Below are 26,972 nucleotides of genomic sequence, written 5' to 3'. Positions count from 1 at the left end.
TCTCAGGTGTACGCTATCGTAGCTTTAATCTCGGCATGGGCAATCCCGATTATGGTCGTTTCCATTCCGCTTTTTGCAGCCTATCGTAAAGTGCCTGTATATGAATCCTTCGTGGAAGGTGCTAAGGATGGCTTCGATACCGCGATCAAAATTATCCCGCATCTCGTTGGGATGATGGTGGCAATTTCTGTGTTTCGTGCTTCAGGTGCTATGGATTTCATCATCGGTTGGATCAAGCCATTATTCGATAGCCTTGGCGTTCCGACAGAGATTCTTCCACTCAGTATTCTAAGACCGATCAGTGGAGCGGGTTCGCTCGCTTTTACAACGGATTTGATTCAACAGTTTGGTCCAGATTCGATGATTGGACGAATTGCCGCTACAATTCAAGGAAGTACGGATACGACGCTGTATGTGATTACCGTATATTTTGGTGCGGTAGGCATTCGTCGAGCAAACTATGCGCTTAAAGTTGGACTTATCTCGGATTTTGTAGGCTTTGTTGTATCGATTATGATTTGTTTTCTTGTATTCGGCTAAGCGGATACCTATTCTTCTTTAGCTGCATCTTCATATACTGCTACAGTCAACCATGAAGAGGTGATTGTAGATGCAGTATTCGAAAATTATTATTCATCATTCCGCTTGCCCGTCGATTAATGGCAAAGGATATGATTATATGGTGATGAAAGATGGTCTTATTCTTTCCTCACCTGAGACCTATGAGATCAATTGTCTTCATTTATGCTTAGAAGGTGATTACAATACGATACAGACCCACCTAAACGAGAATCGCGAGCAGTTATTTATTTTTCAAAAGCTGCTTCTGCGATTATTTCGTGTGTTCAAATTATCCAGCAATCAAGTGTTTGCACATTCCGATACGTGCCCTGGTGAACATTTTCCTTGGGATGAACTTGTGATTTCGACGACAGATGGTTATCATTGAATTTGAGCTTGTACCAAATTGCGAGGAGACTATTTTAATGGAACGATTACAGAAGGTAATGGCAGCTGCAGGTGTAGCTTCCCGTAGAAAATGTGAGGAAATTATTGCAGCTGGCAGAGTGCAAGTGAATGAAGAGACAGTTACGACGCTTGGGATGAAGGTTGATCCGAATACAGATGTCATTACGGTAGACGGCCGCCAGATCGGAAGCGAGAAGAAAATATATATCATTTTCAATAAACCCAAAGGTGTTATTACTTCAGCCAATGACCCAGAAGGACGTCGTGTAGTTACGAGCTATCTAAAAGGAATCACGGAGCGCGTCTATCCTGTAGGTCGACTTGATTATGATACGGAAGGCTTGTTGCTGCTAACGAATGATGGGGAGTTTGCTCATTTGCTGACACATCCGAAGCATCATGTGCCTAAGACCTATCATGCAACAGTCAAGGGGGTTCCGCATGGCTCCGTTCTGGACAAGCTGCGTGAGGGTGTGCTGCTGGAAGATGGAATAACAGCACCAGCAGAGGTCGAATATGTAGATGTTGATCTGGAGAATAAGCAGTCCGTTATTTCCATTACGATTCATGAAGGCCGCAATCGTCAAGTAAGACGAATGTTTGAGGCTGTATCTTATCCTGTTCAGAAGCTGAAGCGTGTCAAATTTGGTGCTTTGTTATTAAATGGATTGCCGCGTGGCAAGTTTCGCATTCTGACGCCGAAGGAAGTAAAAGAAATAACTGATGAGGCTATTCGATAGTTATTCTAAGGACACATAAATTTCAAAAGTTATCAAGTGTAGAATGAACAAATTTCGTTATAATCGAGATAAAGCTACTTGGGTAAAGGAGTTTTATCATGGGACGTCATAAAAGACTATTACAAATAATTATTTTTATTGTGATTTTAATCATTGGTGCTTTTACGATTATAACGAATTTGTCCTCGAAGGGGACAGAAATTCCGAAAATTGGCTCAACTGCGCCTGACTTTACGTTACTAGGACTTGATGGTAATAAAGTTCAGTTTAACGATGTTGCCAAAGGTAAAATTATCGTACTTAATTTCTGGGGTACGTTCTGCCCGCCATGTAAAGCAGAAATGCCTGCTTTGCAAGCCCAGTATGATAAATGGAAGTCACAGGATATTGAAATCTACGGCATCAATCAGGACAGTAGTCGGATTACCGCTCAGCGTTTTCTGGAACAATACAATATTCACTTCCCATCCTTACATGACAATGACCAGGTTGCTCTCAAAATGTATGGGGTAAGGGAGTTTCCAACGACGTTCTTCATCGGTGCAGACGGCATTGTTAAAGAGATTAACATCGGCGAGATGAGCGAAGATTATATGGAAAAGACGCTTTCACGACTTGTAAGTGAGAGGCAGGAAGGTTCGAAATGATCGAAAATACAAAATGCGAGTGTGGGCATCAGAACCCTGTTGGAACCGTCCTTTGTGAGTATTGCGGCAAACCGCTTGAAGGCGACGAGAATGATACCACCCTACTCGAGATGCGCTATGACGGGATTGCACGTCGCTCTCAGAAGCAGAATCCGAATCTTATCGATAAGGTGTGGCGGTTTTTTTCCTCTGTCAAAATTGCTGTTTATATTATTATCGTGACTTTGCTCGGAGCGAGTCTAGGAACGATATTGCCGCAAGAGAGTCTACTAAATAATATCGATCCCGCAGATTACTATAAAGATACATACGGAACATTTGGTGAAATCTATCATACGCTTGGTCTTTCACACACCTTTAATTCTTGGTGGTTCATGACCTTATTATTCATGATTGGTGTGTCACTCGTTATTTGTTCGCTAGATCGTGTGCTGCCCTTGTATAAGGCGCTTACCCGACAAAATATTCGGAAACATCACAGTTTTCTTCATAGACAGAAGGTTTCCTATTCTGGAATGGTTCCAAATAGCATGACGGATGAAGAATGGACCGACGCGATCAGTAAAGCACTTAAGAAGAAGCATTATCGAGTTCATCAAGATGGAACAGCAATTCTAGCTGAGAAAAATCGTTTCTCGCGCTGGGGGCCATATGTACTGCATATTGGCTTGATTCTCTTCTTGTTGGGTGCATTAGCCAGGTCGATTCCCGGATGGCATATGGATCAATACGTCGATGTAATGGAAGGCGCTACTGTACGTATCCCGAATACGAACTATTACATCAAGAACGTTGATTTTACGCTCGACTTATACAGTGATGAAGAATTGACGGAGAAACAACGCGCAGAAGGAAAGATGACACCGAAGCAGTTCGAGACGCAGGCTGTGCTGTATGAATGTACGTCTGGATGTGATGAGCCAGGGGTTATGCCTGTGCTAAAAGAAGTTGCGAGTCACGATATTCGGGTGAATGATGCGTTGAATTATCACGGACTCATGGCTTATCAATATAGCTATAGACCAACGCTGCAACTTGTGAATGTGAAGCCTAAGTTAATCGATAAGGCTACAGGTGAAATAATTGGGTCATTCGAGCTGCCGATGCTGAATCCCCCTGAAGAAATTAAAGTTGGCGATTATACGATCTATTTACGAGACTACTATCCTGACTTCGGATTGAGTCCGCAAGGGACACCGATTACACTATCGAATAAGCCGAATGCACCAGCATTCATATTTTTGATCAAGGGACCCAATTTGAAGCCTGATGGGGAGATCTATTTATACTTCCCCAAAGAAATCGATAAGGTTAAATATAGACAAGATGATATCAATGGGGCCATGTCCAGCAAAATCGAGCTTAAGGTTGGCACTATGGCTGATGTGCAAATTGCTGAATATACTTCTACATTGAATATCCGTGTTGACAAAGCAATGCCAATCATTTGGGCTGGAGCAGCAATTGGTATGATCGGACTTGTAATGGGATTCTATTGGCAGCATCGAAGAGTATGGCTGCGAGTTGATGATAGACAAATTGTACTTGGAGCTTACACGAACAAGAATTGGTTTGGCTTCCGCAAAGAGGTTGCAGATTCCTTGAACCAGTCAATGAATCATTTAGAACCGATCATTACTGCTAAATTGCTAGATAGGGGAGTGGGCAAGTCGTGAGCTTAGATTCACTTAGTTCATCTGCATTATTAATTGCATTTTTCGTATACTTAGTCGCTTTTATTATTTTTGTTCTTGCCATTTTGGGCAAGAAGTGGAGTCGTGATCTTTCTGCGGAAACGGCTGCAAGACATGTGAAGAAATGGGGCTGGGCTGGCTATGTGATTGCGGCTATTGGCTTTGTTTGTCAGGTCGTATATTTTATAAGCCGTTGGATAGAAGCAGGACATATTCCGACAAGTAACTTGTTTGAATTCCTTACATTTTTCGGAATGATGGTCATATTGGCCTTTCTTGTAGTATATTTAATCTATAGGACACCTGTGTTTGGTATTTTTGCAATGCCAGTGGGCTTCATTATCATAGCCTATGCTTCTGTGTTCCCATCGGAGATTCAACCACTTGTACCATCTCTTAAGAGCTATTGGCTGAACATACATGTAACAACAGCTGCCTTAGGCGAAGCTTTCTTTGCAGTGGGTTTTGCAGCAGGACTCATGTATTTGATTCGTATGGTGAACTTTCAAGGCACTTCCAAAACGGATCGCAGAGAACGTCGTGGAGTCGAATTCTCCTTATTTACAATTGTGGCATTAGTTTCATTCATCGTGCTGATCTTTGCCTTCAATTCAGCCGGCTATAGCGCCAAATTCCAGATTGAGACTACAGTGAAGGGTGAGGTAACTGTAGAGGAGAGCAATTATGTACTTCCACCGATCGTGTCACCAAGCACTTCTACGTTAGTTCAGATGGATACCTTCCTAGGCATGAAAGAGCCTTTGTTTGAAGCACCTGCTTGGATGAAAGGCGCATCTGCTGGACGTAAGCTGAATACGGTCATTTGGTCAGCAATTGTTGGTTTCCTTGCTTATGGTCTGCTGCGCCTGATCGCTCGCAAGCCGCTTGGAGCTGCACTTTCGCCACTTGTTCAAGGTGTGGACCCTGAGGATCTAGATGAAATTTCTTATCGAGGAATAGCTATCGGTTATCCGATTTTTACACTAGGCGGGTTAATTTTCGCCATGATCTGGGCACAGGAAGCATGGGGCAGATTCTGGGGCTGGGACCCGAAGGAAGTATGGGCACTCATTACTTGGTTATTCTATGCGGTATTATTGCATTTCCGTTTATCTAGAGGCTGGGTAGGCAAAAGGTCTGCATGGCTTGCAGTAATTGGTTTTCTAGTCGTTATGTTTACATTAATTGGTGTAAATCTTATAATTGCGGGCTTACACTCCTATGCAGGAGTATAAGGAATATATGGCTTTCTGATATAGAAAGGAACGTGTACTCTATGGAAATGAAATCTAGCATTCTTGTTGTGGACGATGAGGAGAGAATTCGTCGCCTTCTCAGAATGTACTTGGAAAAAGAAGGCTATGAGATTGACGAAGCAGAAGATGGTGAAACAGCACTAGAGAAAGCTTCCCAGACGAATTATGATCTCATTTTGCTTGATGTAATGCTTCCAGGTATTGATGGAGTTGAGGTATGCGCTAAGCTAAGACAGGTTAAATCAACACCTGTTATTATGCTTACTGCCAAAGGGGAAGAAACGAATCGTGTGCAAGGGTTTGAAGCTGGCGCAGACGATTATGTCGTGAAACCGTTCTCACCTCGTGAGGTTATTTATCGCGTAAAGGCAATTCTACGTCGTTCTTCAGCAACTGCATTCTTGTCGAAAGATACGTATTCCAGCAACAATATCGTGTTCCCACATCTTGTGATTGAGCATGATGCGCATCGCGTTTCAGCTGATGGTCAAGAGGTCGCTCTAACGCCGAAGGAATATGAGCTGCTGCACTTCTTGGCTGTTTCCCCTGATAAAGTGTTTTCACGTGAAGAATTGCTTAAGGATGTTTGGAATTATGAATTTTTTGGCGATCTTCGGACGGTAGATACACATGTAAAGCGTCTTCGCGAGAAACTGAATAAGGTCTCTGTTGATGCGGCTGCAATGATCACCACCGTATGGGGCGTTGGTTATAAGCTAGAGGTACCTAAATAACGTGTTTATTTTCAAAAGTATTGTCGGCAAACTATGGATGACAATCATTGGCTTAGTTGCGGTTGTTATGATATTGCTAGGATCTTTTTTGATTCCCTATGTAGAGAAGTATTTCTCCGAATTTAAAGATCAGACGATCTCCATCACGACATTAGCTGAGCGGATTTCTTATTTATCTACGAACAGAACAAGTGATGATGCGTTTAATTTACTTACGAATGAATTAACGAGCTTTAATCATGCACATCTGATTCTTGTTTCAAGAGATATGATGGAGACGATTTATCCGCAAGTTGAAGAGAAGCCGATTTTATATCGTGCAGTTGACTTTTTCTCTCATGAGGAAATTCAGAAGGTTTTTAATGGACAAGTTATCGATAACAGCAAATACATTCAGAGTCCGAATCCAGTGAGTCCACATAATCAGTTTGTAGCGGTAGCTGTGCCTGTTAAATCCATTAGCAGCAGTTATCCGGATCCAATTGATCATATCGCTATTCTGTATCAGCCTCAACAATCTTACAGTGTGATTAGCTCTTATGTGATACGGCTATTCGTATACGTAGCGATTGGCGGACTATTGCTGACGACGTTCTTTGCCTTTTTCCTTTTTTACAAAATTACTCAGCCCCTTCAACGACTTAAGAAAGCTGCGGGATTAATCTCAATGGGCGAACTAAGCATTCGAGTTCCGAATGATTCGAGTGATGAAATTGGTGATCTAGCAGCCACCTTTAATCGTATGGCAGGAGAGCTGGAAGAAACCATCAATGCACATAGTCAGGAAAAAGAACATCTGGCGTCGGTGCTCCGATCTATGACGGATGTCGTCATTACATTTGATGCTGATGGCAGTATTATTCTGACGAATCCGCAAGGAAATAAGCTGCTCAGGGAATGGAACAGTATCAGCAATTGGTCGAATCAGCTGCATGATGGGACAAGCTCGCTTAGACAGCCGGATTTTAAACAGATTCCAGATCCACTACAGCCGTTATTCACTCAAGTGCTTACCAGTGCCAAGGAAATTCAAAGCAATGTTCATGTTCGCAGCGATGTGTGGTCCGTTGTTATGACTCCACTGTATGCTCGCGATGGTGTACGTGGCGCTGTAGCTGTGCTCCGTAATGTAACGGAGGAATTCCGTTTGGATAAACTTCGCAAGGATTTTGTCGCTAACGTCTCCCATGAGCTGCGAACGCCCCTTTCGATGCTGCAAGGGTATAGCGAAGCATTGCTGGATGATATTGCAGGCACGGCTGAGGAACGCAAGGAGCTTGTTCAAGTTATTTATGATGAATCCCTGCGGATGAGCAGGCTTGTCCGTGATTTGCTCGATCTCGCCAAAATGGAAGCAGGGCATCTCCAAATGTATTATCGAGAAACAGATTTGAATTCGCTGCTCAAACGGATTAATCGGAAATTTTCCGTTTTATCCAAGGATCAGGGAATCACGCTTGTATGTGAAGTTGATCAGACAGACTTAACGCTTGATTATGCTGATGAAGATCGACTTGAGCAGGTATTAACGAATTTATTCGATAATGCATTAAGACATACGCATTCAGGTTCCAGTATCTATATGAAGGCAGAGAAGACGAAGGTTGACGACACGGAGGGCGTGCTTGTCATTATTGCGGATGAAGGCGATGGGATACCTGCAGAGGATCTACCCTATATATTTGAGCGATTCTACAAAGCTGACAAAGCTCGAACTCGTCATTCCTCAGGCGGGACTGGATTAGGTCTTGCAATTGTTAAAAATATTATTGATGCGCATAACGGCACAGTAGATGTAACAAGTACTATTGGGGTCGGAACGACGTTCAAGATATTCCTTCCTAATTTACAGAGAGAGATAGAAGATTTTGAATAAATAGGTGCAGAGCAAGTGAGTTTGCTCGACACAATGATGAAGGCGCAATCTGCTATTATGAAGCGGATTGCGCCTTAATTTGGTGAAGACTATACATTAATCTTGTTGTTCGTGGAACAGTTACAAGGAAAGTTCACGCACTGTGACAATTTCTGGCAATTTTTCGAGTTCAGTGACAACATTAATTTCCGCAGGTTTATCGATCGTTAGAACCATGATTGCAGCTCCACCGATTACTTGACGACCTACATGCATTGTAGCAATGTTAATATCTTGATTACCAAGAAGCGTACCAACGCGTCCGATCATACCTGGCTTATCATTGTGTGAAACAAGGAGTACATTCCCTTGAGGTGCAAAATCGACTGAATAGCCATCGATACGAACGATACGTTCGCCATATTCAGCTACAAGTGTTCCTGCAAGTGTCTTTTGCTCTTGCTTCGTTTTGAGTGTTACGGTAAGCAAATTCGTAAACGCCGTTTGCGACGAAGATTTTTGAATGGAAATATGAATATCACGTGTTTTTGCTAGGTGCATCGCATTTACAATGTTGACGCCATCAAGACGGTCTGTAAGCACACCCTTCACAATATGTCGCGTAATAGGGGATGTATCAACATCAATTAAGCTGCTCGAATAGCCAATAACGATTTCCTGTACAGCACCTTGCGTAATTTGGCTTAGAATACGGCCAATCTTCTCACCAAGCTCAAAGTAAGGCTGTACCTTGTTGAGTACATTAGCAGGAACGGAAGGCATATTGACGGCATTCTTGAACGGCTCATCACGAAGAATATGCAGTACTTCATCCGACACATCAATCGCCACATTTTCTTGCGCTTCAATTGTAGATGCACCAAGATGCGGAGTTACGATGATTTTAGGATTTTGAAGGAACGGATGATCAGCCTCAGGCGGCTCTTGCGTAAATACGTCAAATGCAGCTCCTGCCACAATCCCTTTATCAATTGCAGCAACAAGTGCTTGCTCATCAATAATTCCGCCACGGGCACAGTTGATAATGCGAATGCCTGGTTTCATCAAAGCGAATTGATCAGGTCCAATAATATGACGTGTTTCTTTGGTAAGCGGTGTATGAACGGTAATAAAGTCAGCTTGCGCGGCAATCTCATTGACTGTTTTAAGCTGGACGCCGATTTTCTCCGCACGTTCTTCTGTTAAGAATGGATCGTAACCGATCACTTCCATACCGAATACTTTCGCACGCTTTGCTACCTCTGTTCCAATACGTCCCATTCCCACGATACCTAATGTTTTATTTCGTAGTTCGACACCGACAAACGTTTTGCGGTCCCAAACGCCTTCAACTGTTTTCTTATAAGCCTGTGGAATGAAACGAGCGACAGACATCATCATCGCAAACGTATGCTCACATGTGGCAATGGTATTACCATCTGGCGCATTAATAACGACGATACCGCGTTTAGTAGCTGCTTCAAGATCGATATTATCAACACCTACACCCGCGCGACCGATTGCTTTAAGCTTGCTAGCAGCATTCATAATTTTCTCTGTCACACGTGTTTGGGAACGGACGAGAAGAGCGTCATAATCACCGATGATGGCAACAAGCTCATCCTCCGACAATCCCGTTTGTTTCACAACCTCTACATCAGGCGCGTCATACAATAATTGAATCCCTTGATCACTAATTGGATCTGATACCAGTACCTTAAACATTTCATTTCTCCTCCATCGATAATAGTCTCTTTGTTTTTTAGAATAATAAAAAAAAGCTTTCAATCCCCATACGAATACCGTATAAAAGGGACGAAAGCTTCTCATCGTGGTGCCACCCTACTTCACTGCAAATAAATGTTTATCTGCAGCCTCATGGGAACGATAACGGATTCCTACCGTTTGCCTCTACTAGTCAGATTGACGTTCAAAACAATACTCTGGAGTGCTGTGCATTAGCTTCACTGTCGATTCACACCAACCACCGACTCTCTGAATGTTACACTAACGTATCTCTCCATCAACGCTTTAACGAAAATAGTTTTTATCAATATACCTGTGAATTAGCAAAGTGTCAAGATTGATTCGAAATAATCACAAGAATGACACAAATGGTACCAAGTATTAATTATTCATCGTGAAAAAAGGAATGTCAGGTAATAGCTGATTCGTATATTTGGTCTTATTTTCAATAAAATCAGCTGGCTTAACAGCATCCATACTAGTAATTAATGCTATAATATCCGTTACTTGTTTCAAATTCAATTTATCGTTCTGGCCAGACTGAATAAATTCATCTATGCGATAGGTCAGATCCTGTGGCATATAAGCTGTAAATTTGACATCTGCATAATGTCGAGCCGCTATGTATTCATTTTTACTTAAAAGTGATAGCTTGGTCCACTCATCAATGGATAAAGGTTGGTCGGCTCCTATAGACTTAACTGTTGCATCCGTAAATTGTCCCCATTTGACCATGGAGTTATAATAATCACTTTGAGCTTTGACTGCGTGCTGCTTAGCTTCTTGAATTTGAGTGCTTGTATCTATTAAACTAATAAGTTGATTACTAGTAACTGATTTTGCATGTTTGTCTAAGTTTTCCAATCCAGTAATAAAGCTTTGCAGACTTGCGATATACTCCGTATTTGCCGATTGCAGCAGTGGGTTGCTTGGGCTGATCGAATTTACTTTTGCTTGGAGATTATCCAACGTTTTCTCAGCATAGCTTGCAAGACTTCTGATTTTGGCTGAGGTTTTTTTGGACTCTGGATCGGCTTTTATGTCGTTAATTGTCTCAAACCAAGCCTTTTGAAATTTATTATAGGGTAAATACATGTTATGATAGAATGATACCAAGGCTTGAGAAGAATACGTTTCAGGTGTACTCATCTTTGTGTTATAAGACTCAATAACAGATTGGTAGCGGTCATCGGCTCTACTTGATCCGATATTATAACCGATAAAGAATGCACCAAGCACACACACAAGCATGAAAATCGTCAGGATAGCAAATAAGTAGTCAGTACGAGTTAGACGCTTTTCCAAGGTAATACCCCTTTCATCTGTCGAAGTTTACCATTAGTATAGGTGAATAAGTCGAAAAAAGGAAGAGAACAAAATGGAAGGAAAGCCCTATGAAGAAGCCAGATTTTAAAAAAATCAAAGGAAAATCGATTTCTTTGGATGATATTGATGATCGAACGTTAATTCTTAATCTTTATTTAACGCAAATGATCACGCTAGTCATTGGTGTGGTCATTCTATTATTCGAACAACCAAATTTGTCCGCTATGTTCTCCCTGCATTTGGGCTGGGAGATTCTTTGGTGGGGAGCAGGCTTTGCAGCTCTAGTCATAGTGGTTGATTTAATAATCTCCAGATTCGTTCCAGAAGATTTTACGGATGATGGGGGAATGAATAATCGATTATTCAAGAAGCGGCCATTATGGCATATTATCGTCATTTGCTTTATCGTATCCATTTGTGAAGAACTATTATTTCGCGGAGCGATAGGCGGTTTGATTGGACCTTATTGGACGAGTATTCTATTCGCACTTATCCATGTCAGATATTTGCAGCACTGGCTTATGACAGGGCTTGTATTTAGTATTTCTTATGGGCTAGGTACAATATACGAAATGACCGGCACGCTGTGGGTGCCGATACTGGCTCACTTTATTATCGATTTGATCATGGGTTGCATCATTAAATTCGGCAAGGAGGATTCGTGAATGTCTGAGGAAGAAAAGGACTCTCACTATTTACCAGCACGCAAGCAAATACATCGATCAGAAAAAGGGAAATGGGCGATTCTATTCTATCGAATTCTACTTACTTTGCTTGTCTTATTGGTCATTGGACTTGGTATTTGGGGTGTATTTTTTACTGGTGATAATAGTAGTCAGTTGTAATAAATTCTATATGACAAATAAATGGAGCACACAATAGGCATAAAATGCTGCCTATTGTATGCTCCTTGTTTGTTATATAGATCACTTGTCTATCTCATTGTAAGCTCGATTGCACGTGGATCGACAAAGCTGTATCCCTTGTCTTCCAGGGTGGTAAGCAGCTTATCCATTGCTTCTGCAGTCCATGGCAGCTCATGCATCAATATATTAGAGCCCGAATGAAGCTGGTTCAGCACATTCTCAATTACTTTATTTGGATCATTCTTCTTATTGGTCATCTCCCAATCTAGTGAACCATTCGACCAGGTCATATAGAGCATATCATGCTTTTTCACAACCTCTTTAACATAGTCATTTCCAGAGCCGTAAGGAGGGCGGAAGAACTGAGGAACTTCCCCAGTTATTTCTTTCACGGTTGCCTGCACATCACCGATTTGCTGATCTACTGTATCCTTGGATGCTTTCTTTAAATCGTTATGATCCCAAGCATGATTACCAAGAATTTGTCCGCTCTCATAGATCAGTGTAAGCAGTTCAGGCTTTTGCTTAATCCGATAACCATTCATGAAGAAAATAGCTTTAGCCTCATGTTTATCAAGTGTTGCTATCAGGCTCTTGATCATGTCCTCATCCTTAGGTCCATCATCAACCGTTAAGAGCACAATTTTCTTATTCCCATCAGGGTCATTTGGTACAATATCATAGTTTTTGTTCATATGATAGGTTTTCTCGATCTTAGTCCTTGCTTGCTCGGGAGTAGGTGTTGCAACTGACACTGGCGTAGGTTCGGGCGACACTATCACAGGTGTACTAGTAGGTAATGGGGTTGGTGATAGAATGGGCGCTGGACTAGCGGCTAATGAATTATTTAAGTCTTGTTTTTGTCCGCAACCAGTTACAAGCAAGGCAAGCGGAATGGTGATTCCAATCCAGAACTTCTGTCTGATTTTCATGGGTTATGACTGCTCCTATTCATTAAAAAATGATATCCATATTGTAGCATGTTTTTGAGAATTAACCCTATAATTTTCCTGCTATTTAGGTGTATGGATGTATCTATGTCGTAACAAGCTAATGATGATGATTAAACAGGCTAGAACGGAGGGAAGACAATGATGAAATTGGGTTCATTTATCGCAGGTGGGTTGTTAGGCGCGGCCGTTGCATGCATGTGTAGTAGCTCTAAGGGCAGAGCTGGTTTGAAGGCTGCACTTAGATCTTCAAAATCCATGTGCAACGAGATGCTTGACAGCACATCTGAAGGGGCACAGCTTGTAGCCGATGGACTTAAAAAATTCAAACAAATGATTACCGATGATTCAGAATTAAAGCAGACAATTAAGGATTTGATTAAAGTAGATGAACCACCTGTTCAAAACTTCAACGCAGATTAAACCAGAACTGAAACAAACGGTGCAAACACAGCTCAATTGCTACTTGGAGCTGTGTTTTTTTACGTGCAATCAGTATAGAATCATGATAACATGAGATTGTAGTCTGTGAATGATTCAATGAATTAATATGGATAGGATTGGGTCCTGCGTACACACCATTTATTTGATGAATTCATAATTTAATAATAAGTTATACGAAGAATTTATGAAGTTCATCGAACTAAATTCTATATAACTAACAAAGGGGGAAGATCCTATCATGAAGATGGAGCGCTTAGGTCAGGATAAGATTCGGATTTTCCTTACTTTCGACGACTTGTCGGAACGTGGGATTCCGAAAGATGATATGTTGAAAGAAACATATAAGCTCCGCGAGCTATTTATAGAGATGATGGATCAAGCTTATTCCGAGCTTGGCTTCGACCCTTCTGGACCACTTGCAGTTGAAGTTTTTTCAATGCCTGCACAGGGGATGGTCGTCATTGTGACGTCTACCTCGATGGAATTCTATCAATCTCACGAGGATGCGCTAGAAGATAGTGATGCTGAAGAAATATACGCAATGGAAGTCATGTTGGAGCAGAGCGATATCATCACATTTGTATTCGAGGATTTTGAGGATGTTATTCGAGTATCCAAAATTATCCATCCAATCGCAAATGATGGCGGAGCTTTATATAAATACAAAGACAAATGGATTCTCCAGTTTGAACAAATGGATCTGGAAGAGTCGCAATTCCAGAATTTAATCGCCGTGTTGTCTGAGTATGGTGAGGTTAGTTCAATTACACAAGCGGTTCTGCAGGAGTACGGACATACGGTAATGCAATCAGAAGCAGTTAAACAACTTTGTAATTATTTCTAGTATTATAGAATTTCTTCTTGAATGAAAACATGAAAAGAGCATCGTCACGAATTACTTGATTCGGATGATGCTTCATTTCTGTTGATAAAAATTACAATTTTTATGAGGTGATCCTGTTGTCTGAGGCAGAAAGCTTAAATGTACTTCATTCTACTCAAGTTGTCATTCAAGAGGCTTTGCAGAGATTAGGCTATGCACCTGAGATGTACGAACTATTAAAGGAGCCGCTTCGCATGCTGACCGTTCGCATTCCAGTTCGTATGGATGATGGTCGTGTTCAAGTGTTCACAGGTTATCGTGCACAGCATAATGATGCAGTAGGTCCTACCAAAGGTGGCGTCCGCTTTCACCCCGGCGTTTATGAGGATGAGATTAAGGCGCTTTCGATTTGGATGAGTCTTAAATGCGGAATTGTAGACCTGCCATATGGTGGTGGTAAAGGCGGTATTATTTGTGATCCTCGAAAAATGTCATTTGGCGAGCTTGAGCGTTTAAGCCGTGGTTATGTGCGTGCCATTTCCCAATTAGTCGGACCGACCAAAGATATTCCAGCGCCAGATGTGATGACGAACTCCCAGATTATGGCTTGGATGCTGGACGAGTATTCCCATATTCGTGAGTATGATTCACCTGGATTTATTACAGGAAAGCCACTTGTGCTTGGAGGTTCTCATGGTCGTGAAACCGCTACTGCTAAAGGTGTTACCATCATGATCGATGAAGCGCTTAAGAAGCGTGGTATATCCCTCCAGAACGCAAGAGTAATTGTACAAGGATTCGGAAATGCGGGTTCTTATTTATCCAAATTCATGCATGAAGCTGGAGCCAAAGTAATTGGTATTTCCGACGTGCAAGGTGCTCTATACGATCCGAATGGATTAGATATCGAATATTTATTAGATCGTAGAGATTCTTTTGGTACAGTGACTAATTTATTCCAGAATACATTAACCAATAAAGAGATTTTGGAGCAGGAATGTGATATTCTCGTACCTGCGGCAATTGAGAATCAAATTACGATTGAGAATGCACATTTGATCAAAGCAGGCATTGTCGTTGAGGCAGCTAATGGTCCTACAACACTGGAAGCTACCAAGATTTTAACCGACCGTGGCATACTGCTTGTCCCTGACGTATTAGCTTCTGCTGGCGGAGTCGTTGTTTCTTATTTTGAATGGGTTCAGAATAATCAGGGATATTATTGGACCGAAGAGGAAGTACATACCAAGCTGCAAGAGGTAATGGTCAAAGCATTCGATAATGTATATAATGTGCATAGTACACGTCATGTGGATATGCGTCTAGCTGCTTACATTGTGGGTGTTCGTAAAATGGCGGAAGCTTCAAGATTTAGAGGCTGGGTGTAAAATCAATAAATTTTGAATGAAAGGGGGAGCTTAGATGCAGATTTTGTCCATTATTATGGCAGCAATTGCGCCTGGGCTCTCTTTGCTTGCTTTTTTTTATTTGAAGGATCGTTATGAGACAGAGCCTATTCACCTAGTTGTGAAAGTATTCCTACTCGGCGCACTGCTCGTTTTTCCATCGATGATTTTACAGAATGAGTTATTGGGTATTGGCAAAGTAAATGATTTTGTATTTTCATTTGTGATTACAAGCGGCATTGAAGAGTTTCTTAAATTTTTCCTGCTGTATCATATGATTTTTCATCACAAAGCATTCGATGAGCCGTATGATGGAATTGTTTATGCGGTATCTATTAGCTTAGGCTTTGCGACGCTGGAGAATATTTTCTACGCCTTATTTAATTCGATGACTTTCACTAATTTATTAGTACGCGCTTTGCTGCCAGTTTCTGGACATGCACTCTTTGGGGTGTCAATGGGTTATTATATGGGCAAAGCCAAGTTCGAGCCAAGTAAAAAGAAAATATTTTTATTCTTATCGCTGCTTGTTGCTGTTTTCTGGCATGGACTATTTGACTACATCATGCTTGTCGCGACAAATTATTGGATGTGGATCATGATCCCATTCATGATTATTCTATGGCTTCGTACGATGTGGAAGGTGGAGCAAGCGCACGAACATTCGCCATTTCGTGTTTTTCATCGAGAGGAGAAGGTTAAGCTCAGCTGAATCCGTATATAATGAAGGTAAAGGGATTTAGGAGCGTGTTCGGATGATTAGAGGCAGAGTGAAGGTAACGATTCGATGCAGACGCTGTGGTGAACGATTTATTCTAAGAGGCAGAAGAGATAGGGACAAAATTGAAACAGGTTTTAAGCAATGTGTATGTGAGAATGCAAATGATTTGGATATCGAAACTGAAGAATAAAAGGAAACTGCCCGGGCATAAGGCAGTTTTTTTCTTTTGGTACGATGTCTTTTCTTTGCATAATTGTGTGACACTAGGCAGAAAATAACTTCAAACAACGCACATGTGAAGGGAGTTTACTGCATCATGTATAGAAGAATCAGTATGGTCCTATTTCCAGTAGTGACATTAGCGCTAATTTTTACAGCTTACTGGGGATATACCGAGAATCAGAAGCGCAATCAAATAATGGTCAAAGCGGAAAATCAATATCAACGATCATTCCATAATCTATCTTATCATATGGATCGCCTGAATGAACAATTAGGCAATACGCTTGCCATGAGTGAGGCATCAGTAGATTCGTATCGTAAAGGGCTTGTGAATATTTGGCAGCTAACAAGTGAAGCAAAAAGCGAAGTTTCTCAATTACCACTGTACGGTATGGAATTTAGCAAAGCAGAGCAGTTCCTATCGAATCTGGCGAATTTCTCTTACAAGACAGGGGTTCGGGATTTCACGAAAAAGCCGTTAGATGATAAGGAAGTTCAAACGTTGAATGCCCTTTATAAGCACTCCGAAGAGTTGAGTAATGAGCTGAGAAATATGCAGGCTAAAGTATTGTCAACAAAGCTGCAATGGGCCGATGTAGAAACAGCTATGAGTTCGAATAAAGGTCCGCAAGACAATATGATTGTTGATGGTTTCCAAGCCATGGATAAGCAAGTTAGTGGTTATAAGGATGTAGAATGGGACCCTCTTATTGCGAACATGAACCGCAGACATGATGGTGATTCGCTCAAGGATAAAGAAGTGTCGGCGGATGAAGTGAAGCACAAAGCTGCTAATTTCTGGGGAATCGACCCAAGTGCTGTTCAAATTGCGGAGAATGGTAAAGGCACGAAGTTTCATTCTTACTCTGCCAACATAAACAATGGTTCTGGAGGCACAAGTCAAATGGATTTTACAAGTAAAGGTGGACATCCATTTCACTATATGAATAACAGAAACGTTGGTGAGCCAACTTGTGATTTGAACCAAGCGGTCGATAAGGCTGGGCATTTTTTGAACAGCCATAATTATCCCAACATGACGCCAATCTCCTATGACCAAGCAGGCAAATCGGCCGATATTACATTCGCAACCAAGCAGAATGACGTCACGATTTATCCTGAGAAGATTATGGTAAAAGTAGCTCTTGATAATGGCGAAATTGTCGGCTTACAGGCATCTGATTATGTCTATAATCACAAACAACGCGATTTAAAGAAGCCTACTATGGATATCGCTCAAGCACAGAAGAGTTTAAGTAACAAATTGAATATTGTGTCCAAAGGTGAAGCGGTTATTTTGAATGAATTGAAGGAAGAAGTACAATGTTATGAATTTCTTGGAAAAATGGACAAAGCGAATTACCGTATCTTCATCAATGCAGATACTGGAGCGGAAGAAGGAATTGAAAGACTGGAGCCTGAAGAGTTAGCGGCAGCACAAAAATAAATTTGAACAAATAAGCTGTCCCATTAGCAGTTATCTTGTGACTAAAGGGACAGCTTTTTGCATTCTTTGCATGCATCTGCATAATGAGAACTTACATTGGAAATACTAGCCACAATTCTGGAATTGGAAAGTCGTGGTGAGTATAAATATGAAGCAGATCAAGCGGATTTTGACACAAGTTGAACGAATTCTCCTGCGATTATGCATTGTGCTATTCGTTATACTTCTAGTAGTGCAATTTTTGCTTCAGTTTCCTGCAATACGTGCGGTCATTACAACTATTGATACCTTAGAAGGAAATCCATATTTGCGTTAAAATACCTGACATGCTTTTGCAAGAAACACGCGATTATGGTATAATGGCTTTCGGTAGCAGGCTATGCCTGCTTTTTTGGGTGATACCGAATTAATAACTTACAATTGTATTGCTGTTGTGGGAGGAGTGCCAGATTGGAACCATTCAATATTGCAATTGATGGACCCGCAGGAGCAGGTAAAAGCACGATAGCACGTCTTGTCGCTGAGCGTCTGGGATTTATTTATGTAGATACAGGTGCTATGTATCGTGCCGTAACCTGGAAGGTCTTGCAGTTAAACTTACCTTCGGAGCAAATGGAGCAAATTGGTCACACTGCTGAAATGATGCAGATCGAGCTTAAGCGTGGGAATGCTGGACAACAGGTTTTTGTTGACGGAGCGGATGTAACGAATGAGATTCGCCTACCTGCTGTCACAAATCTAGTATCTCATGTTGCTAGTATAGGCCGAGTAAGAGAACTGTTAGTACATAAGCAGCAGCAAATGGCAACATCCAAAGGCGTCGTCATGGACGGTCGTGATATTGGAACACATGTATTGCCAGATGCAGAGGTTAAAATATTCCTCACTGCTAGTGTCAGGGAGAGAGCTGAACGAAGATTTCGTGAACTTACGCAGTCGCATCCAGAATTAAAGCTCGAAACGCTTGAAGCGGATATTGCTAGACGTGATAAGCTCGATCAGGAAAGAGAAATTTCACCGCTTGTTCGTGCTGAGGATGCAGTCTTGCTAGATAGCACGAGCATGGGAATTAATGAGGTTGTAGATTCTATTCTGCAAATCTGTAGAAACAAAGTGGGTTGGGGGATATAGTCAATGTTCTATCGTTTTATAAGAATGCTCGTTAATTTTATATATACGATTCTTTTTCGTCTCAAAACGGAAGGAACAGAAAATATACCAGCTACTGGCCCAGTTATCCTATGTGCTAATCATATTTCGGTCCTAGACCCGCCGACTGTAGGAATAAGGATCAAAAGGCCTGTAAAGTTCATGGCTAAGGAAGAGTTATTTGCTAAGCCGATCTTAGGTGTGATTATTCGCAATTTGGGTGCCTTTCCAGTCAAAAGGGGAGGCGTAAGTAAAGAATCTATTAAGCATACGCTTACCATCCTGCGTGAAGGCAATGTTCTTGGTATTTTTCCTGAAGGAACAACAAAAGGTACAACTGGCGGTATGGGGAAAAAGGGTGTAGCATCTTTTGCGCTTAAGACAGGTGCTGCTGTAGTTCCAGTTGCTATTATTGGCAAATACAAGCTTTTTCAACAAGTTGTAGTCAAGTATGGTAAACCAGTTGATTTAAGTGAATTTGACAGTGGATCTTCCGAAGATTTGGAACTTGCCACTGAAAAAATTATGGCTGTAATTCGCGCTATGATTGCCGAACATCAAAGAAAATAACTACTATGTGTATGGTTTTAAGTTGAAATATTGATACTAAGCGTGCAACAGTTCGGATTATGGCGTGTTTTTACTCGCAAATTGCGATATAAATATATGTAGTTACTTGTAGGAGGGTTATGCAATGTCAGAAGAAATGAATGTTCAAGCTCAGAATGAAGCCGAAGCGGCAATGTCGCAGGTGACTGTAATCAAGAAAGGCGATATCGTAACAGGTAAGATCGTTAAGGTAGAAGATAGTGGAGCTCTTGTCGATGTTGGGTATAAATACGATGGACTTATTCCGCTAAAAGAACTTTCATCCGTAGGTATCGACTCCGCTAATCAAGCAGTTGAAGTTGGTCAAGAAGTGCAAGTGAAAGTAATCGGTATCAACGATGCTAAGGAAGAACTAACTCTTTCCAAGCGTGCAATTGATAGCGAGAAAGCATGGGAAGCGCTTCAAGCACAACTTGAAAACAAAGCAATAATTGAAGCGCAAGTTGCAGAAGTAGTTAAAGGCGGTTTAGTAGTTGATATTGGCGTTCGCGGTTTCGTGCCTGCTTCAATGGTAGAACGTCATTTTGTTGAAGACTTCGCAGACTACAAAGGTCGCACACTTCGTCTTCAAGTGAAAGAAATCGATCGTGAGAAGAACAAAGTTATTCTTTCACAAAAAGATGTTCTTGATCAAGAATACGAAGCAAAGAAAAAAGAAATTATGGCTGGCTTAACAATTGGTCAAGTTCTTGAAGGAACAGTTCAACGTTTGACTCAGTTCGGTGCATTTGTTGATATCGGTGGTATCGATGGACTTGTTCATATTTCTGAAATGGCTTGGAGCCATGTAGGACACCCTTCAGAAGTTGTTAAAGAAGGCGACAAAGTTAAAGTTCAAGTGCTTAAAGTTGAACCGGAGAAAGATAAAGTATCTCTTTCCATTAAATCAACACAAGCAGGTCCATGGGAAACAACTGCTGAATCCATCAAAGTTGGCGATATCGTTTCAGGAACAGTGAAGCGTCTAACTACTTTTGGTGCATTTGTTGAAGTTGCTCCAGGAGTTGAAGGCCTTGTGCATATTTCTCAAATCGCACACCGCCACATCGGTACTCCGCATGAAGTACTTAAAGAAGGTCAAGAAGTGAATGTGAAAGTTCTTGATTTCAATAGTGCTGAGAAACGTGTATCCTTGTCTATTAAGGAAACAGAAGAAGCTCCTGTACAAGAAGCTAAGCCTGAGAAAGAAAGACAACCTCGTGGTGATAAATCTGGCAACCATGCCAAAGAAATCGCTAATAACGAGAACGTATCCTTAAACAGCCAAGGCTTAAGCACAACACTTGGTGAGCTATTCGGCGATAAGCTGGCTAAATTCAAATAATAAGTTAATAGGAGACTTGTTGATGCGCGAATCACGTAAAATGGAGCATGTGCTTCATGCGCTGAAACTTGGTCAACTCGGACAACATGGTTTGAATGATTTCAAACTTGTTCATAATTGTCTTCCTGAAACATCATCGCAGCGGATTAAGCTGCATACATCAATCGGTGAGCTGCAACTTAGCTCGCCGATTTTAATTAATGCGATGACTGGCGGATCAAGTGAAACGGAGACAATTAATCGAGAATTGGCAATAGTTGCGCGTGAGAAGAAGCTTGCCATGGCTGTAGGTTCCCAAATGGCTGCAATTAAAGATAAAAGCGTAAGATCCAGCTACCAGATTGTTCGTCAACTGAATCCTGATGGTATCATCTTCGCTAATCTTGGTAGTGAAGCCACTGTGGAGCAAGCACAGGAAGCGATTGAAATGATTGAGGCGAATGCGCTTCAAATTCATTTGAACGTGATGCAGGAACTGATTATGCCTGAAGGTGATCGCAGTTTTGTAGGCATGGAAGAGCGAATCGCTGCAATCGTTGACAGTGTTTCAGTTCCAGTAATTGTCAAAGAAGTTGGCTTTGGCATCATGAGGGAAAGTGCAGCGAGACTTCGTAAGCTGGGTGTTCAAATTATTGATGTTGGCGGCACTGGTGGGACGAATTTTGCCGCGATTGAGAATGCTAGACGCAATAAGAATGTAGAATGGCTGAATGATTGGGGATGCAGGACAAGCACGGCTCTCCTGGAAGCCTTAACCGTGTATCCACGCGGCAGCATTATTGCCTCTGGAGGCATTCGCAACCCGCTTGAGATGATCAAAGCAATAGCAGCAGGGGCGTCAGCAGTTGGTATGGCAGGTGCTTTCCTTTGTGTGCTGCAAACAGAAGGAACCAAGGCAATGCTTGACTTCGTTGATGAGCTGCACGAAGGCTTGACGATGGTCATGACTGCATTGGGCACAGAAGAGATTTCACAATTGTGGCAGACACCACTCGTGATCACAGGAGATACAGCGGATTGGTGCAACGCTAGAGGAATTGTAATAAATGAATATGCAACGAGAGGAAAAGTTGAGTAATTTTTGCTTTTTTTCTCATACTAAGGATATCGCCTTGGTAAGCCAAGGTAAATCATAACTTATAGGTGATCCATGATGAATCCTGGTTATCTCTCGTTGCTTCTGATCTGCATGATACTTATTTTATTATCAAGTGGATGGAAGGAAGTGTTTCTGAGTCGAGCTTCACACAAGGAAATACTTCTTTTTTTTGTTCTGTGGATTACCTCTTTGCAATTTAACATTTCATTTGTTCAGATTGAACTAAATAGCAGCATAATCGTTATGAGCATGATGTGTATGTATATTCTCGTCAAAATTTCAGCTTGGAAGAAAAGGATGCAGACCATTCTAATCGGTCTTCTGCTAGCTATACTCAACCTTGTATTGCTGGAGTTCTATGCCATCGATCCTATTTTTGTCATATCACGTATGGGGTTGGATATTGCGGTATGGTTAAGTCTCGTTTGCCTCTGTATGACACGCGACAGAAGCATGCAGCTCGCCAGCCTAACATTGGGCTTCATACTAGGCGACACCATGCATGCTTATTATCACTTAGCCTCTGCTTCCTATGTCCTAGGTAATTCTCTTTTCCAGGATAAATGGTGGCTTGCAATCGTCATTGTAGGCGTGGGGACTGTCATCTTACAGCAAATGGTTATCTCTTATAGACGCTTTATCCATAAATTTGAGACTATGCGCAAAAGAGGTTGGAAATGATTAGAACAATATTTGCAGAGCCTTATACGACTGGGATCATTATTGGTGTATTGTTTGGCGTATTAGCTAGATTGTCCATGCTGCAGACGGATTACCGGCAGTATCCGACATATCCACATGGTAGGATTATCCACATTTCGCTTGGTATTATTGCGGCAGGATTGGGTTCTGTAGCTGTGCCTTCCTTGCTCGATAAAGATTATACCGCGATCACCTTCTTGTCCCTTGCTGCTCAACAATTTCGAGATGTACGGAATATGGAACGACAGAGCTTGATTCAGCTCGATAAAATGGAGCTAGTCCCTCGTGGTGTTAGTTACATTGAGGGAATTGCGATGGTATTTGAGGGACGCAACTACTTGGTTATCTTCAGCAGCTTTATCACGACGCTGTTTGCCATTGTTACTGGTACGATAGGCGGTATTATTGCAGGTGCGATTTCCTTGCTGCTAGCTAACTTGTATAAAAAGGGCAAAAGTATTGAACATATTGCGGATGTTCAGGTGGGCGAGCTGCGTGTGGAGGGCCCTGATTTGTATGTAGACAACATCTACATTATGAACGTGGGCTTGCAAAAGTCGCAAGAGGTCATACGTGATCACGGCATGGGTATATTGCTGCGGCCGAAGAATGTAAACAGCAAATCCATTCTCGCTCATTTGGGACAAAGACAAGCAATTCTCCATGATTGCTCTACCATACTCGGCATTTATCGCGATTCGGGTGAGCCATCGATAATCCCATTAGCTAAGCTGGATAAAGATACAGGGACGTTAGGCGTATTTCTAATCCCGCAGCTTATGGACGAGCAGCGAGCGATAGCAGCTATTAAACGTGTACCTGTGCTAGAGAATGCAGTTAAATTACCGCGTGAATCGGCTGCGATGGGTGGAAAGGAGTAGGTTCTTGTGAGTCATGCAATAGTGGCAATCGTAACTACAAACCGTGAATATGTAGGCGGAGGAGCACCTATTTTCATCGTTCCAGATGAAAAGGAGCTTCAACGGGTATCGTTATTGCTTGAAAGTATAACAGATACAACGGCTCATGATTTAAGAAATGATGTTATGATTTTATTCAAGCATTGAACCAAATTGCAGGACAGACATGCTTACGAGTATGGTAGAACTCGCCAAAAAGCTTGTTTTTTGCTATGATGTTAACGATGGATTTCAATAAACTTATGTGAGCACGTAAAAGGCTTGTGGAGTAATTAAGGAGTGAGGACGGATGGCCAGACCTATAATAGCAATTGTTGGCAGACCTAACGTCGGCAAATCTACGATTTTTAACCGAATGATCGGTGATCGGTTAGCCATTGTTGAAGACAGACCAGGAGTAACACGTGATCGTCTTTATGGTATCGGAGAATGGCTGGATAAGGAATATAGTGTAATCGATACAGGCGGTATCGAGCTTGATGGGGATAATGAGATTCTTCGTTCAATGCGTGTGCAAGCAGAGCTTGCCATTGAAGAAGCGGATGTTATTGTCTTTATGGTTGACGCCAAAGCAGGAATTACACCTGCAGATGAAGAAGTAGCTCAATTATTATTTAGATCAAATAAACCTGTTGTGCTAGCGGTAAATAAGGTGGACAACTTTAAGCGTCAAGATGAGATTTATGAGTTCTACTCACTTGGTTTCGGAGACCCGATTCCAATTTCAGGATCTCACGGAATTGGAATCGGAGATTTGCTGGAAGCTTGCGCTGTACATTTTCCTGAGGATAAGGAAGAGGAATACGGCGAAGAGGTTATTAAAGTTGCCTTAATCGGTCGTCCTAACGTCGGCAAATCCTCTCTGGTGAATGCCATTCTCGGAGAAGAGCGGGTTATCGTATCCAGTGAAGCGGGAACGACTCGTGATGCAATCGATACCCCATTCGAACGAGACGGACAAAAGTATGTCATTATCGATACTGCAGGGATGCGCAAAAAAGGCAAGGTATACGAGAATATTGAGAAATACTCGGTTATGCGTGCGCTTAAGGCAATTGAACGTGCGGATGTTGTTTTGATGGTAATCAACGGGGAAGAAGGCATTATCGATCAGGACAAGCATATCGCTGGATATGCGCATGATGCAGGTAAAGCTGCGATTTTTGTGGTGAATAAATGGGATGTGGTAGAGAAAGATGATAAAACGCTTCATCAATTTACCCAAAAGATTCGTGACCATTTCTTATTCATGTCCTATGCGCCACTTGTTTTCGTATCAGCAAAGACACATCAACGTGTAAACAAAATTCTTCCTGTTGTGGACCAAGTAGCAGAGCAGCATGCAATGCGTATTAAGACGAACGTGCTTAATGATGTCGTATCAGACGCGATAACATTCAATCCTCCGCCAACAGATAAAGGCAGAAGGCTGCGCATAAATTATGCGACACAGGTAACGGTTAAACCGCCTGCATTTGCATTTTTTGTTAACGATCCAGAGCTTATGCATTTCTCGTATGAACGATTCTTGGAGAATAAAATTCGTGCTGCCTTCGGATTTGAAGGAACGCCAATTCGTATTTTTACTCGCAAAAAATCAGGGGATGAATAGGGGAGAAGCCTTTTGCAAAGCGTATTAGCCATTGTAGTCAGTTATTTGCTCGGGTCTATTAGCTTTAGTTTCATTATTGCTAAGTATATTAAGGGAATAGACATTCGAAAGCATGGCTCAGGTAATGCTGGTGCTACGAATACGTTGCGTGTACTTGGGAAAGGTCCTGCGATTGCAGTCCTTTCTCTGGATGTATTAAAAGGAATGGTTGCTATTTGGATTGCGATGTGGGCTTCAGATGTAACCTGGCTAGCTGTCATCTGTGGTCTGGCTGTAATTGCTGGACATAACTGGCCTGTATTCTTTGGATTTCGCGGTGGCAAAGGGATTGCAACGACAATAGGCGCGATGGCAACATTATGCTTCCTGCCTGCATTATTTGCAGGGATTATTGCGATCATATCAATTGTCTTCACACGTTACGTTTCATTAGGTTCACTAATATTTGCTGCCTTGTTACCTGTTTTTATTGCGATTATGGGAAGACCGAGTGAAATATTAATAGGCAGTATTATTATCGGCTTGTTTGCCTTTATTAGGCACCGTAGTAACATTGTTAAAATAGCGCGCGGCAAAGAGAATAAACTTGGCGCAAAATGATTTATGAAGATCAGGTGGAGGCTGAAGTGTATGAACAAGAAAGTAGCTGTTATCGTCGCAGGATCATGGGGAACAGCGCTTGCATCTGTTCTGGCTGACAATGATATAGATGTTGTTCTTTGGTCTAGAAGAGAAGAACAGGTAAAGGAAATTAATGATCATCATACGAATGAGCATTTTTTACCTGGGGCTAAGCTGCCAGAACGAATTGTTGCAACAACCTCGCTCGAAGATGCTGTAAAGGACGCTGTTGCGGTGTTATTAGTAGTCCCTTCCAGTGGTATGAGAGAAGTTACTAGGAAATTACAACCATATATCAAGCCAGATATGCTTATCATTCACGCTACCAAAGGTTTTGAAGCTGAATCTCTTAAACGAATGACACAGGTTATTTCCGAAGAATTGCCTCAGATCGATTCGAAGAAGATAGTCGTCTTATCTGGACCTAGTCATGCTGAGGAAGTAATTCTTCATAATCCAACAACGGTCGTAGTCGCATCAGAGGATATGAATTCTGCTGAAGATGCGCAGGATTTATTCATTAACTCCTATTTCCGTGTTTATACAAATCCTGATGTGATTGGTGTAGAGGTCGCAGGTGCCTTGAAGAATATTATCGCGCTTGGAGCAGGGTTATCCGATGGACTAGGGTTTGGTGATAATGCGAAGGCTGCGCTAATGACCAGAGGTATTGCGGAGATTGCTCGATTAGGGGCTGAGATGGGTGCTAGCCCACTTACGTTCGCAGGCTTATCTGGTGTAGGGGATCTTATCGTGACATGTACCAGTGTTCACAGTCGGAACTGGCGGGCAGGCTCTATGCTTGCCAAAGGGCTTCCATTAGAGTCCGTGCTGCATGATATGGGGATGGTCGTAGAAGGTGTGAAGACAACGAAAGCAGCAGCCACACTTGCAGCAGAGTATAATGTCACCATGCCAATTACGACTGAACTATATGCAGTGCTCTTTAATAATAAGCCGCCTAAACAAGCTGTAGAGGCTTTGATGGGACGTGTAAGGACGAACGAGCTTGAGGAAGTTGCTCAGCAGGATAAGACGGATTGGATCCACTGACGCCCACACATCTAAACGATGGAGTCATATAATAACA

At 41.9% G+C, this 26,972-nt stretch carries 30 protein-coding genes and 1 other annotated feature; of the genes, 27 read left to right on the top strand and 3 right to left on the bottom strand.

The annotated features are described in order from the left end of the window. Positions 1–6 precede the first annotated feature (6 nt). From E0485_RS02980 to E0485_RS02945, 8 genes are all read left to right on the top strand, one after another. Positions 7–540, top strand: a complete 534-nt coding sequence (locus E0485_RS02980; protein ID WP_132416370.1) for a spore maturation protein — start codon at positions 7–9, stop codon at positions 538–540. A gap of 70 nt (positions 541–610) precedes the next feature. Beyond that, complete coding sequence (locus E0485_RS02975; RefSeq protein WP_132416368.1) at positions 611–949, top strand: hypothetical protein; 339 nt, start codon at positions 611–613, stop codon at positions 947–949. Between the two features lie 37 nt (positions 950–986). Next, a complete protein-coding gene (locus E0485_RS02970) occupies positions 987–1,709 on the top strand; it encodes a pseudouridine synthase (RefSeq protein ID WP_132416366.1) in 723 nt (240 codons plus the stop codon). 98 nt (positions 1,710–1,807) lie between these two features. After that, positions 1,808–2,356 (top strand): redoxin domain-containing protein, encoded by a 549-nt coding sequence (locus E0485_RS02965; RefSeq protein WP_132416364.1) that lies wholly within the window; start codon positions 1,808–1,810, stop codon positions 2,354–2,356. After that, positions 2,353–4,032 (top strand): cytochrome c biogenesis protein ResB, encoded by a 1,680-nt coding sequence (resB, locus tag E0485_RS02960; protein ID WP_132416362.1) that lies wholly within the window; start codon positions 2,353–2,355, stop codon positions 4,030–4,032. The genes E0485_RS02965 and resB overlap by 4 nt, the downstream gene beginning before the upstream one ends. Continuing rightward, positions 4,029–5,285, top strand: a complete 1,257-nt coding sequence (ccsA, locus tag E0485_RS02955) for a cytochrome c biogenesis protein CcsA (protein ID WP_132416360.1) — start codon at positions 4,029–4,031, stop codon at positions 5,283–5,285. The genes resB and ccsA overlap by 4 nt, the downstream gene beginning before the upstream one ends. A gap of 41 nt (positions 5,286–5,326) precedes the next feature. After that, entirely contained in the window at positions 5,327–6,040 is a 714-nt protein-coding gene (locus E0485_RS02950; RefSeq protein ID WP_132416358.1) for a response regulator transcription factor, read from the top strand. A gap of 1 nt (position 6,041) precedes the next feature. Continuing rightward, positions 6,042–7,916 (top strand): ATP-binding protein, encoded by a 1,875-nt coding sequence (locus E0485_RS02945; RefSeq protein WP_132416356.1) that lies wholly within the window; start codon positions 6,042–6,044, stop codon positions 7,914–7,916. Between the two features lie 120 nt (positions 7,917–8,036). Here the strand turns inward: E0485_RS02945 and serA are convergent, their stop codons facing one another. Both serA and E0485_RS02935 read right to left on the bottom strand, forming a co-directional pair. Next, the gene (gene serA / locus E0485_RS02940; RefSeq protein ID WP_132416354.1) at positions 8,037–9,620 is read right to left on the bottom strand and encodes a phosphoglycerate dehydrogenase; all 1,584 of its coding nucleotides are present in this window, start codon (positions 9,618–9,620) and stop codon (positions 8,037–8,039) included. An 83-nt stretch (positions 9,621–9,703) separates the two neighbouring features. Then, positions 9,704–9,931 (bottom strand) — a binding site (T-box leader). Positions 9,932–10,022: 91 nt separating this feature from the next. Beyond that, positions 10,023–10,946: a hypothetical protein gene (locus E0485_RS02935; protein ID WP_132416352.1), complete on the bottom strand. Its 924-nt coding sequence runs from the start codon at positions 10,944–10,946 to the stop codon at positions 10,023–10,025. A gap of 89 nt (positions 10,947–11,035) precedes the next feature. Here E0485_RS02935 and E0485_RS02930 point away from each other — a divergent pair, with 89 nt between their 5' ends. Both E0485_RS02930 and E0485_RS02925 read left to right on the top strand, forming a co-directional pair. Continuing rightward, entirely contained in the window at positions 11,036–11,632 is a 597-nt protein-coding gene (locus E0485_RS02930) for a type II CAAX endopeptidase family protein (protein WP_132416350.1), read from the top strand. After that, positions 11,633–11,812 (top strand): hypothetical protein, encoded by a 180-nt coding sequence (locus tag E0485_RS02925; protein WP_132416348.1) that lies wholly within the window; start codon positions 11,633–11,635, stop codon positions 11,810–11,812. A gap of 89 nt (positions 11,813–11,901) precedes the next feature. Here the strand turns inward: E0485_RS02925 and E0485_RS02920 are convergent, their stop codons facing one another. Beyond that, positions 11,902–12,765: a polysaccharide deacetylase family protein gene (locus tag E0485_RS02920; RefSeq protein ID WP_132416346.1), complete on the bottom strand. Its 864-nt coding sequence runs from the start codon at positions 12,763–12,765 to the stop codon at positions 11,902–11,904. A gap of 159 nt (positions 12,766–12,924) precedes the next feature. On the opposite strand from E0485_RS02920, the gene E0485_RS02915 reads away from it, so the two are divergent. From E0485_RS02915 to E0485_RS02845, 17 genes are all read left to right on the top strand, one after another. Continuing rightward, the gene (locus E0485_RS02915; protein ID WP_132416344.1) at positions 12,925–13,206 is read left to right on the top strand and encodes a YtxH domain-containing protein; all 282 of its coding nucleotides are present in this window, start codon (positions 12,925–12,927) and stop codon (positions 13,204–13,206) included. Positions 13,207–13,465: 259 nt separating this feature from the next. After that, complete coding sequence (locus E0485_RS02910; RefSeq protein ID WP_132416342.1) at positions 13,466–14,071, top strand: genetic competence negative regulator; 606 nt, start codon at positions 13,466–13,468, stop codon at positions 14,069–14,071. Positions 14,072–14,187: 116 nt separating this feature from the next. After that, positions 14,188–15,438 (top strand): Glu/Leu/Phe/Val family dehydrogenase, encoded by a 1,251-nt coding sequence (locus tag E0485_RS02905; protein ID WP_132416340.1) that lies wholly within the window; start codon positions 14,188–14,190, stop codon positions 15,436–15,438. Between the two features lie 34 nt (positions 15,439–15,472). Then, the gene (gene prsW / locus E0485_RS02900; protein ID WP_132416338.1) at positions 15,473–16,168 is read left to right on the top strand and encodes a glutamic-type intramembrane protease PrsW; all 696 of its coding nucleotides are present in this window, start codon (positions 15,473–15,475) and stop codon (positions 16,166–16,168) included. Between the two features lie 43 nt (positions 16,169–16,211). Next, the gene (locus E0485_RS24990) at positions 16,212–16,367 is read left to right on the top strand and encodes a hypothetical protein (RefSeq protein WP_165921058.1); all 156 of its coding nucleotides are present in this window, start codon (positions 16,212–16,214) and stop codon (positions 16,365–16,367) included. Positions 16,368–16,493: 126 nt separating this feature from the next. Next, the gene (gene ypeB / locus E0485_RS02895) at positions 16,494–17,846 is read left to right on the top strand and encodes a germination protein YpeB (RefSeq protein ID WP_132416336.1); all 1,353 of its coding nucleotides are present in this window, start codon (positions 16,494–16,496) and stop codon (positions 17,844–17,846) included. A gap of 148 nt (positions 17,847–17,994) precedes the next feature. Next, complete coding sequence (locus E0485_RS24985; RefSeq protein WP_165921057.1) at positions 17,995–18,162, top strand: hypothetical protein; 168 nt, start codon at positions 17,995–17,997, stop codon at positions 18,160–18,162. A gap of 134 nt (positions 18,163–18,296) precedes the next feature. Then, positions 18,297–18,977 (top strand): (d)CMP kinase, encoded by a 681-nt coding sequence (cmk, locus tag E0485_RS02890; RefSeq protein ID WP_132416334.1) that lies wholly within the window; start codon positions 18,297–18,299, stop codon positions 18,975–18,977. A gap of 3 nt (positions 18,978–18,980) precedes the next feature. Beyond that, entirely contained in the window at positions 18,981–19,565 is a 585-nt protein-coding gene (locus E0485_RS02885) for a lysophospholipid acyltransferase family protein (protein ID WP_132416332.1), read from the top strand. Positions 19,566–19,689: 124 nt separating this feature from the next. Further along, positions 19,690–20,928: a 30S ribosomal protein S1 gene (rpsA, locus tag E0485_RS02880; protein ID WP_132416330.1), complete on the top strand. Its 1,239-nt coding sequence runs from the start codon at positions 19,690–19,692 to the stop codon at positions 20,926–20,928. Positions 20,929–20,950: 22 nt separating this feature from the next. After that, positions 20,951–22,006 (top strand): type 2 isopentenyl-diphosphate Delta-isomerase, encoded by a 1,056-nt coding sequence (gene fni / locus E0485_RS02875; protein WP_132416328.1) that lies wholly within the window; start codon positions 20,951–20,953, stop codon positions 22,004–22,006. A 72-nt stretch (positions 22,007–22,078) separates the two neighbouring features. Beyond that, positions 22,079–22,708, top strand: coding sequence for a YphA family membrane protein (locus E0485_RS02870; protein ID WP_165921056.1), 630 nt, complete (start codon positions 22,079–22,081; stop codon positions 22,706–22,708). Continuing rightward, entirely contained in the window at positions 22,705–23,610 is a 906-nt protein-coding gene (locus tag E0485_RS02865) for a YIEGIA family protein (protein WP_132416324.1), read from the top strand. Before E0485_RS02870 ends, E0485_RS02865 begins: the two co-directional genes overlap by 4 nt. 6 nt (positions 23,611–23,616) lie before the next feature. Further along, complete coding sequence (locus E0485_RS02860; protein ID WP_132416322.1) at positions 23,617–23,796, top strand: capping complex subunit for YIEGIA; 180 nt, start codon at positions 23,617–23,619, stop codon at positions 23,794–23,796. Positions 23,797–23,938: 142 nt separating this feature from the next. Next, a complete protein-coding gene (gene der, locus E0485_RS02855) occupies positions 23,939–25,261 on the top strand; it encodes a ribosome biogenesis GTPase Der (protein WP_132416320.1) in 1,323 nt (440 codons plus the stop codon). Between the two features lie 12 nt (positions 25,262–25,273). Next, positions 25,274–25,861: a glycerol-3-phosphate 1-O-acyltransferase PlsY gene (gene plsY / locus E0485_RS02850; RefSeq protein ID WP_132416318.1), complete on the top strand. Its 588-nt coding sequence runs from the start codon at positions 25,274–25,276 to the stop codon at positions 25,859–25,861. 30 nt (positions 25,862–25,891) lie between these two features. After that, positions 25,892–26,935 carry an NAD(P)H-dependent glycerol-3-phosphate dehydrogenase gene (locus E0485_RS02845; RefSeq protein ID WP_132416316.1) on the top strand — a complete coding sequence of 348 codons (1,044 nt, stop codon included), beginning with the start codon at positions 25,892–25,894 and terminating at the stop codon, positions 26,933–26,935. Positions 26,936–26,972 lie beyond the last annotated feature (37 nt).

The organism is Paenibacillus albiflavus (assembly GCF_004344915.1).
Lineage (GTDB): Bacteria > Bacillota > Bacilli > Paenibacillales > NBRC-103111 > Paenibacillus_AM > Paenibacillus_AM albiflavus.
Note: the sequence above shows the minus strand (reverse complement) of the source record. Positions and strands in the feature narration are given on the sequence as shown.

Excerpts from the sequence above, each read along its gene's own strand:
- serA (WP_132416354.1), bottom strand. The coding sequence starts at position 9,620 with ATGTTTAAGGTACTGGTATCAGATCCAATTAGTGATCAAGGGATTCAA.
- E0485_RS02870 (WP_165921056.1), top strand. The coding sequence starts at position 22,079 with ATGATGAATCCTGGTTATCTCTCGTTGCTTCTGATCTGCATGATACTT.
- E0485_RS02920 (WP_132416346.1), bottom strand. The coding sequence starts at position 12,765 with ATGAAAATCAGACAGAAGTTCTGGATTGGAATCACCATTCCGCTTGCC.
- fni (WP_132416328.1), top strand. The coding sequence starts at position 20,951 with ATGCGCGAATCACGTAAAATGGAGCATGTGCTTCATGCGCTGAAACTT.
- E0485_RS02885 (WP_132416332.1), top strand. The coding sequence starts at position 18,981 with ATGTTCTATCGTTTTATAAGAATGCTCGTTAATTTTATATATACGATT.
- der (WP_132416320.1), top strand. The coding sequence starts at position 23,939 with ATGGCCAGACCTATAATAGCAATTGTTGGCAGACCTAACGTCGGCAAA.
- E0485_RS02865 (WP_132416324.1), top strand. The coding sequence starts at position 22,705 with ATGATTAGAACAATATTTGCAGAGCCTTATACGACTGGGATCATTATT.
- E0485_RS24985 (WP_165921057.1), top strand. The coding sequence starts at position 17,995 with ATGAAGCAGATCAAGCGGATTTTGACACAAGTTGAACGAATTCTCCTG.
- E0485_RS02925 (WP_132416348.1), top strand. The coding sequence starts at position 11,633 with ATGTCTGAGGAAGAAAAGGACTCTCACTATTTACCAGCACGCAAGCAA.
- E0485_RS02930 (WP_132416350.1), top strand. The coding sequence starts at position 11,036 with ATGAAGAAGCCAGATTTTAAAAAAATCAAAGGAAAATCGATTTCTTTG.
- E0485_RS24990 (WP_165921058.1), top strand. The coding sequence starts at position 16,212 with ATGATTAGAGGCAGAGTGAAGGTAACGATTCGATGCAGACGCTGTGGT.
- E0485_RS02975 (WP_132416368.1), top strand. The coding sequence starts at position 611 with ATGCAGTATTCGAAAATTATTATTCATCATTCCGCTTGCCCGTCGATT.
- E0485_RS02845 (WP_132416316.1), top strand. The coding sequence starts at position 25,892 with ATGAACAAGAAAGTAGCTGTTATCGTCGCAGGATCATGGGGAACAGCG.
- prsW (WP_132416338.1), top strand. The coding sequence starts at position 15,473 with ATGCAGATTTTGTCCATTATTATGGCAGCAATTGCGCCTGGGCTCTCT.
- ypeB (WP_132416336.1), top strand. The coding sequence starts at position 16,494 with ATGTATAGAAGAATCAGTATGGTCCTATTTCCAGTAGTGACATTAGCG.
- E0485_RS02965 (WP_132416364.1), top strand. The coding sequence starts at position 1,808 with ATGGGACGTCATAAAAGACTATTACAAATAATTATTTTTATTGTGATT.
- resB (WP_132416362.1), top strand. The coding sequence starts at position 2,353 with ATGATCGAAAATACAAAATGCGAGTGTGGGCATCAGAACCCTGTTGGA.
- E0485_RS02970 (WP_132416366.1), top strand. The coding sequence starts at position 987 with ATGGAACGATTACAGAAGGTAATGGCAGCTGCAGGTGTAGCTTCCCGT.
- E0485_RS02910 (WP_132416342.1), top strand. The coding sequence starts at position 13,466 with ATGAAGATGGAGCGCTTAGGTCAGGATAAGATTCGGATTTTCCTTACT.
- rpsA (WP_132416330.1), top strand. The coding sequence starts at position 19,690 with ATGTCAGAAGAAATGAATGTTCAAGCTCAGAATGAAGCCGAAGCGGCA.
- E0485_RS02915 (WP_132416344.1), top strand. The coding sequence starts at position 12,925 with ATGATGAAATTGGGTTCATTTATCGCAGGTGGGTTGTTAGGCGCGGCC.
- E0485_RS02950 (WP_132416358.1), top strand. The coding sequence starts at position 5,327 with ATGGAAATGAAATCTAGCATTCTTGTTGTGGACGATGAGGAGAGAATT.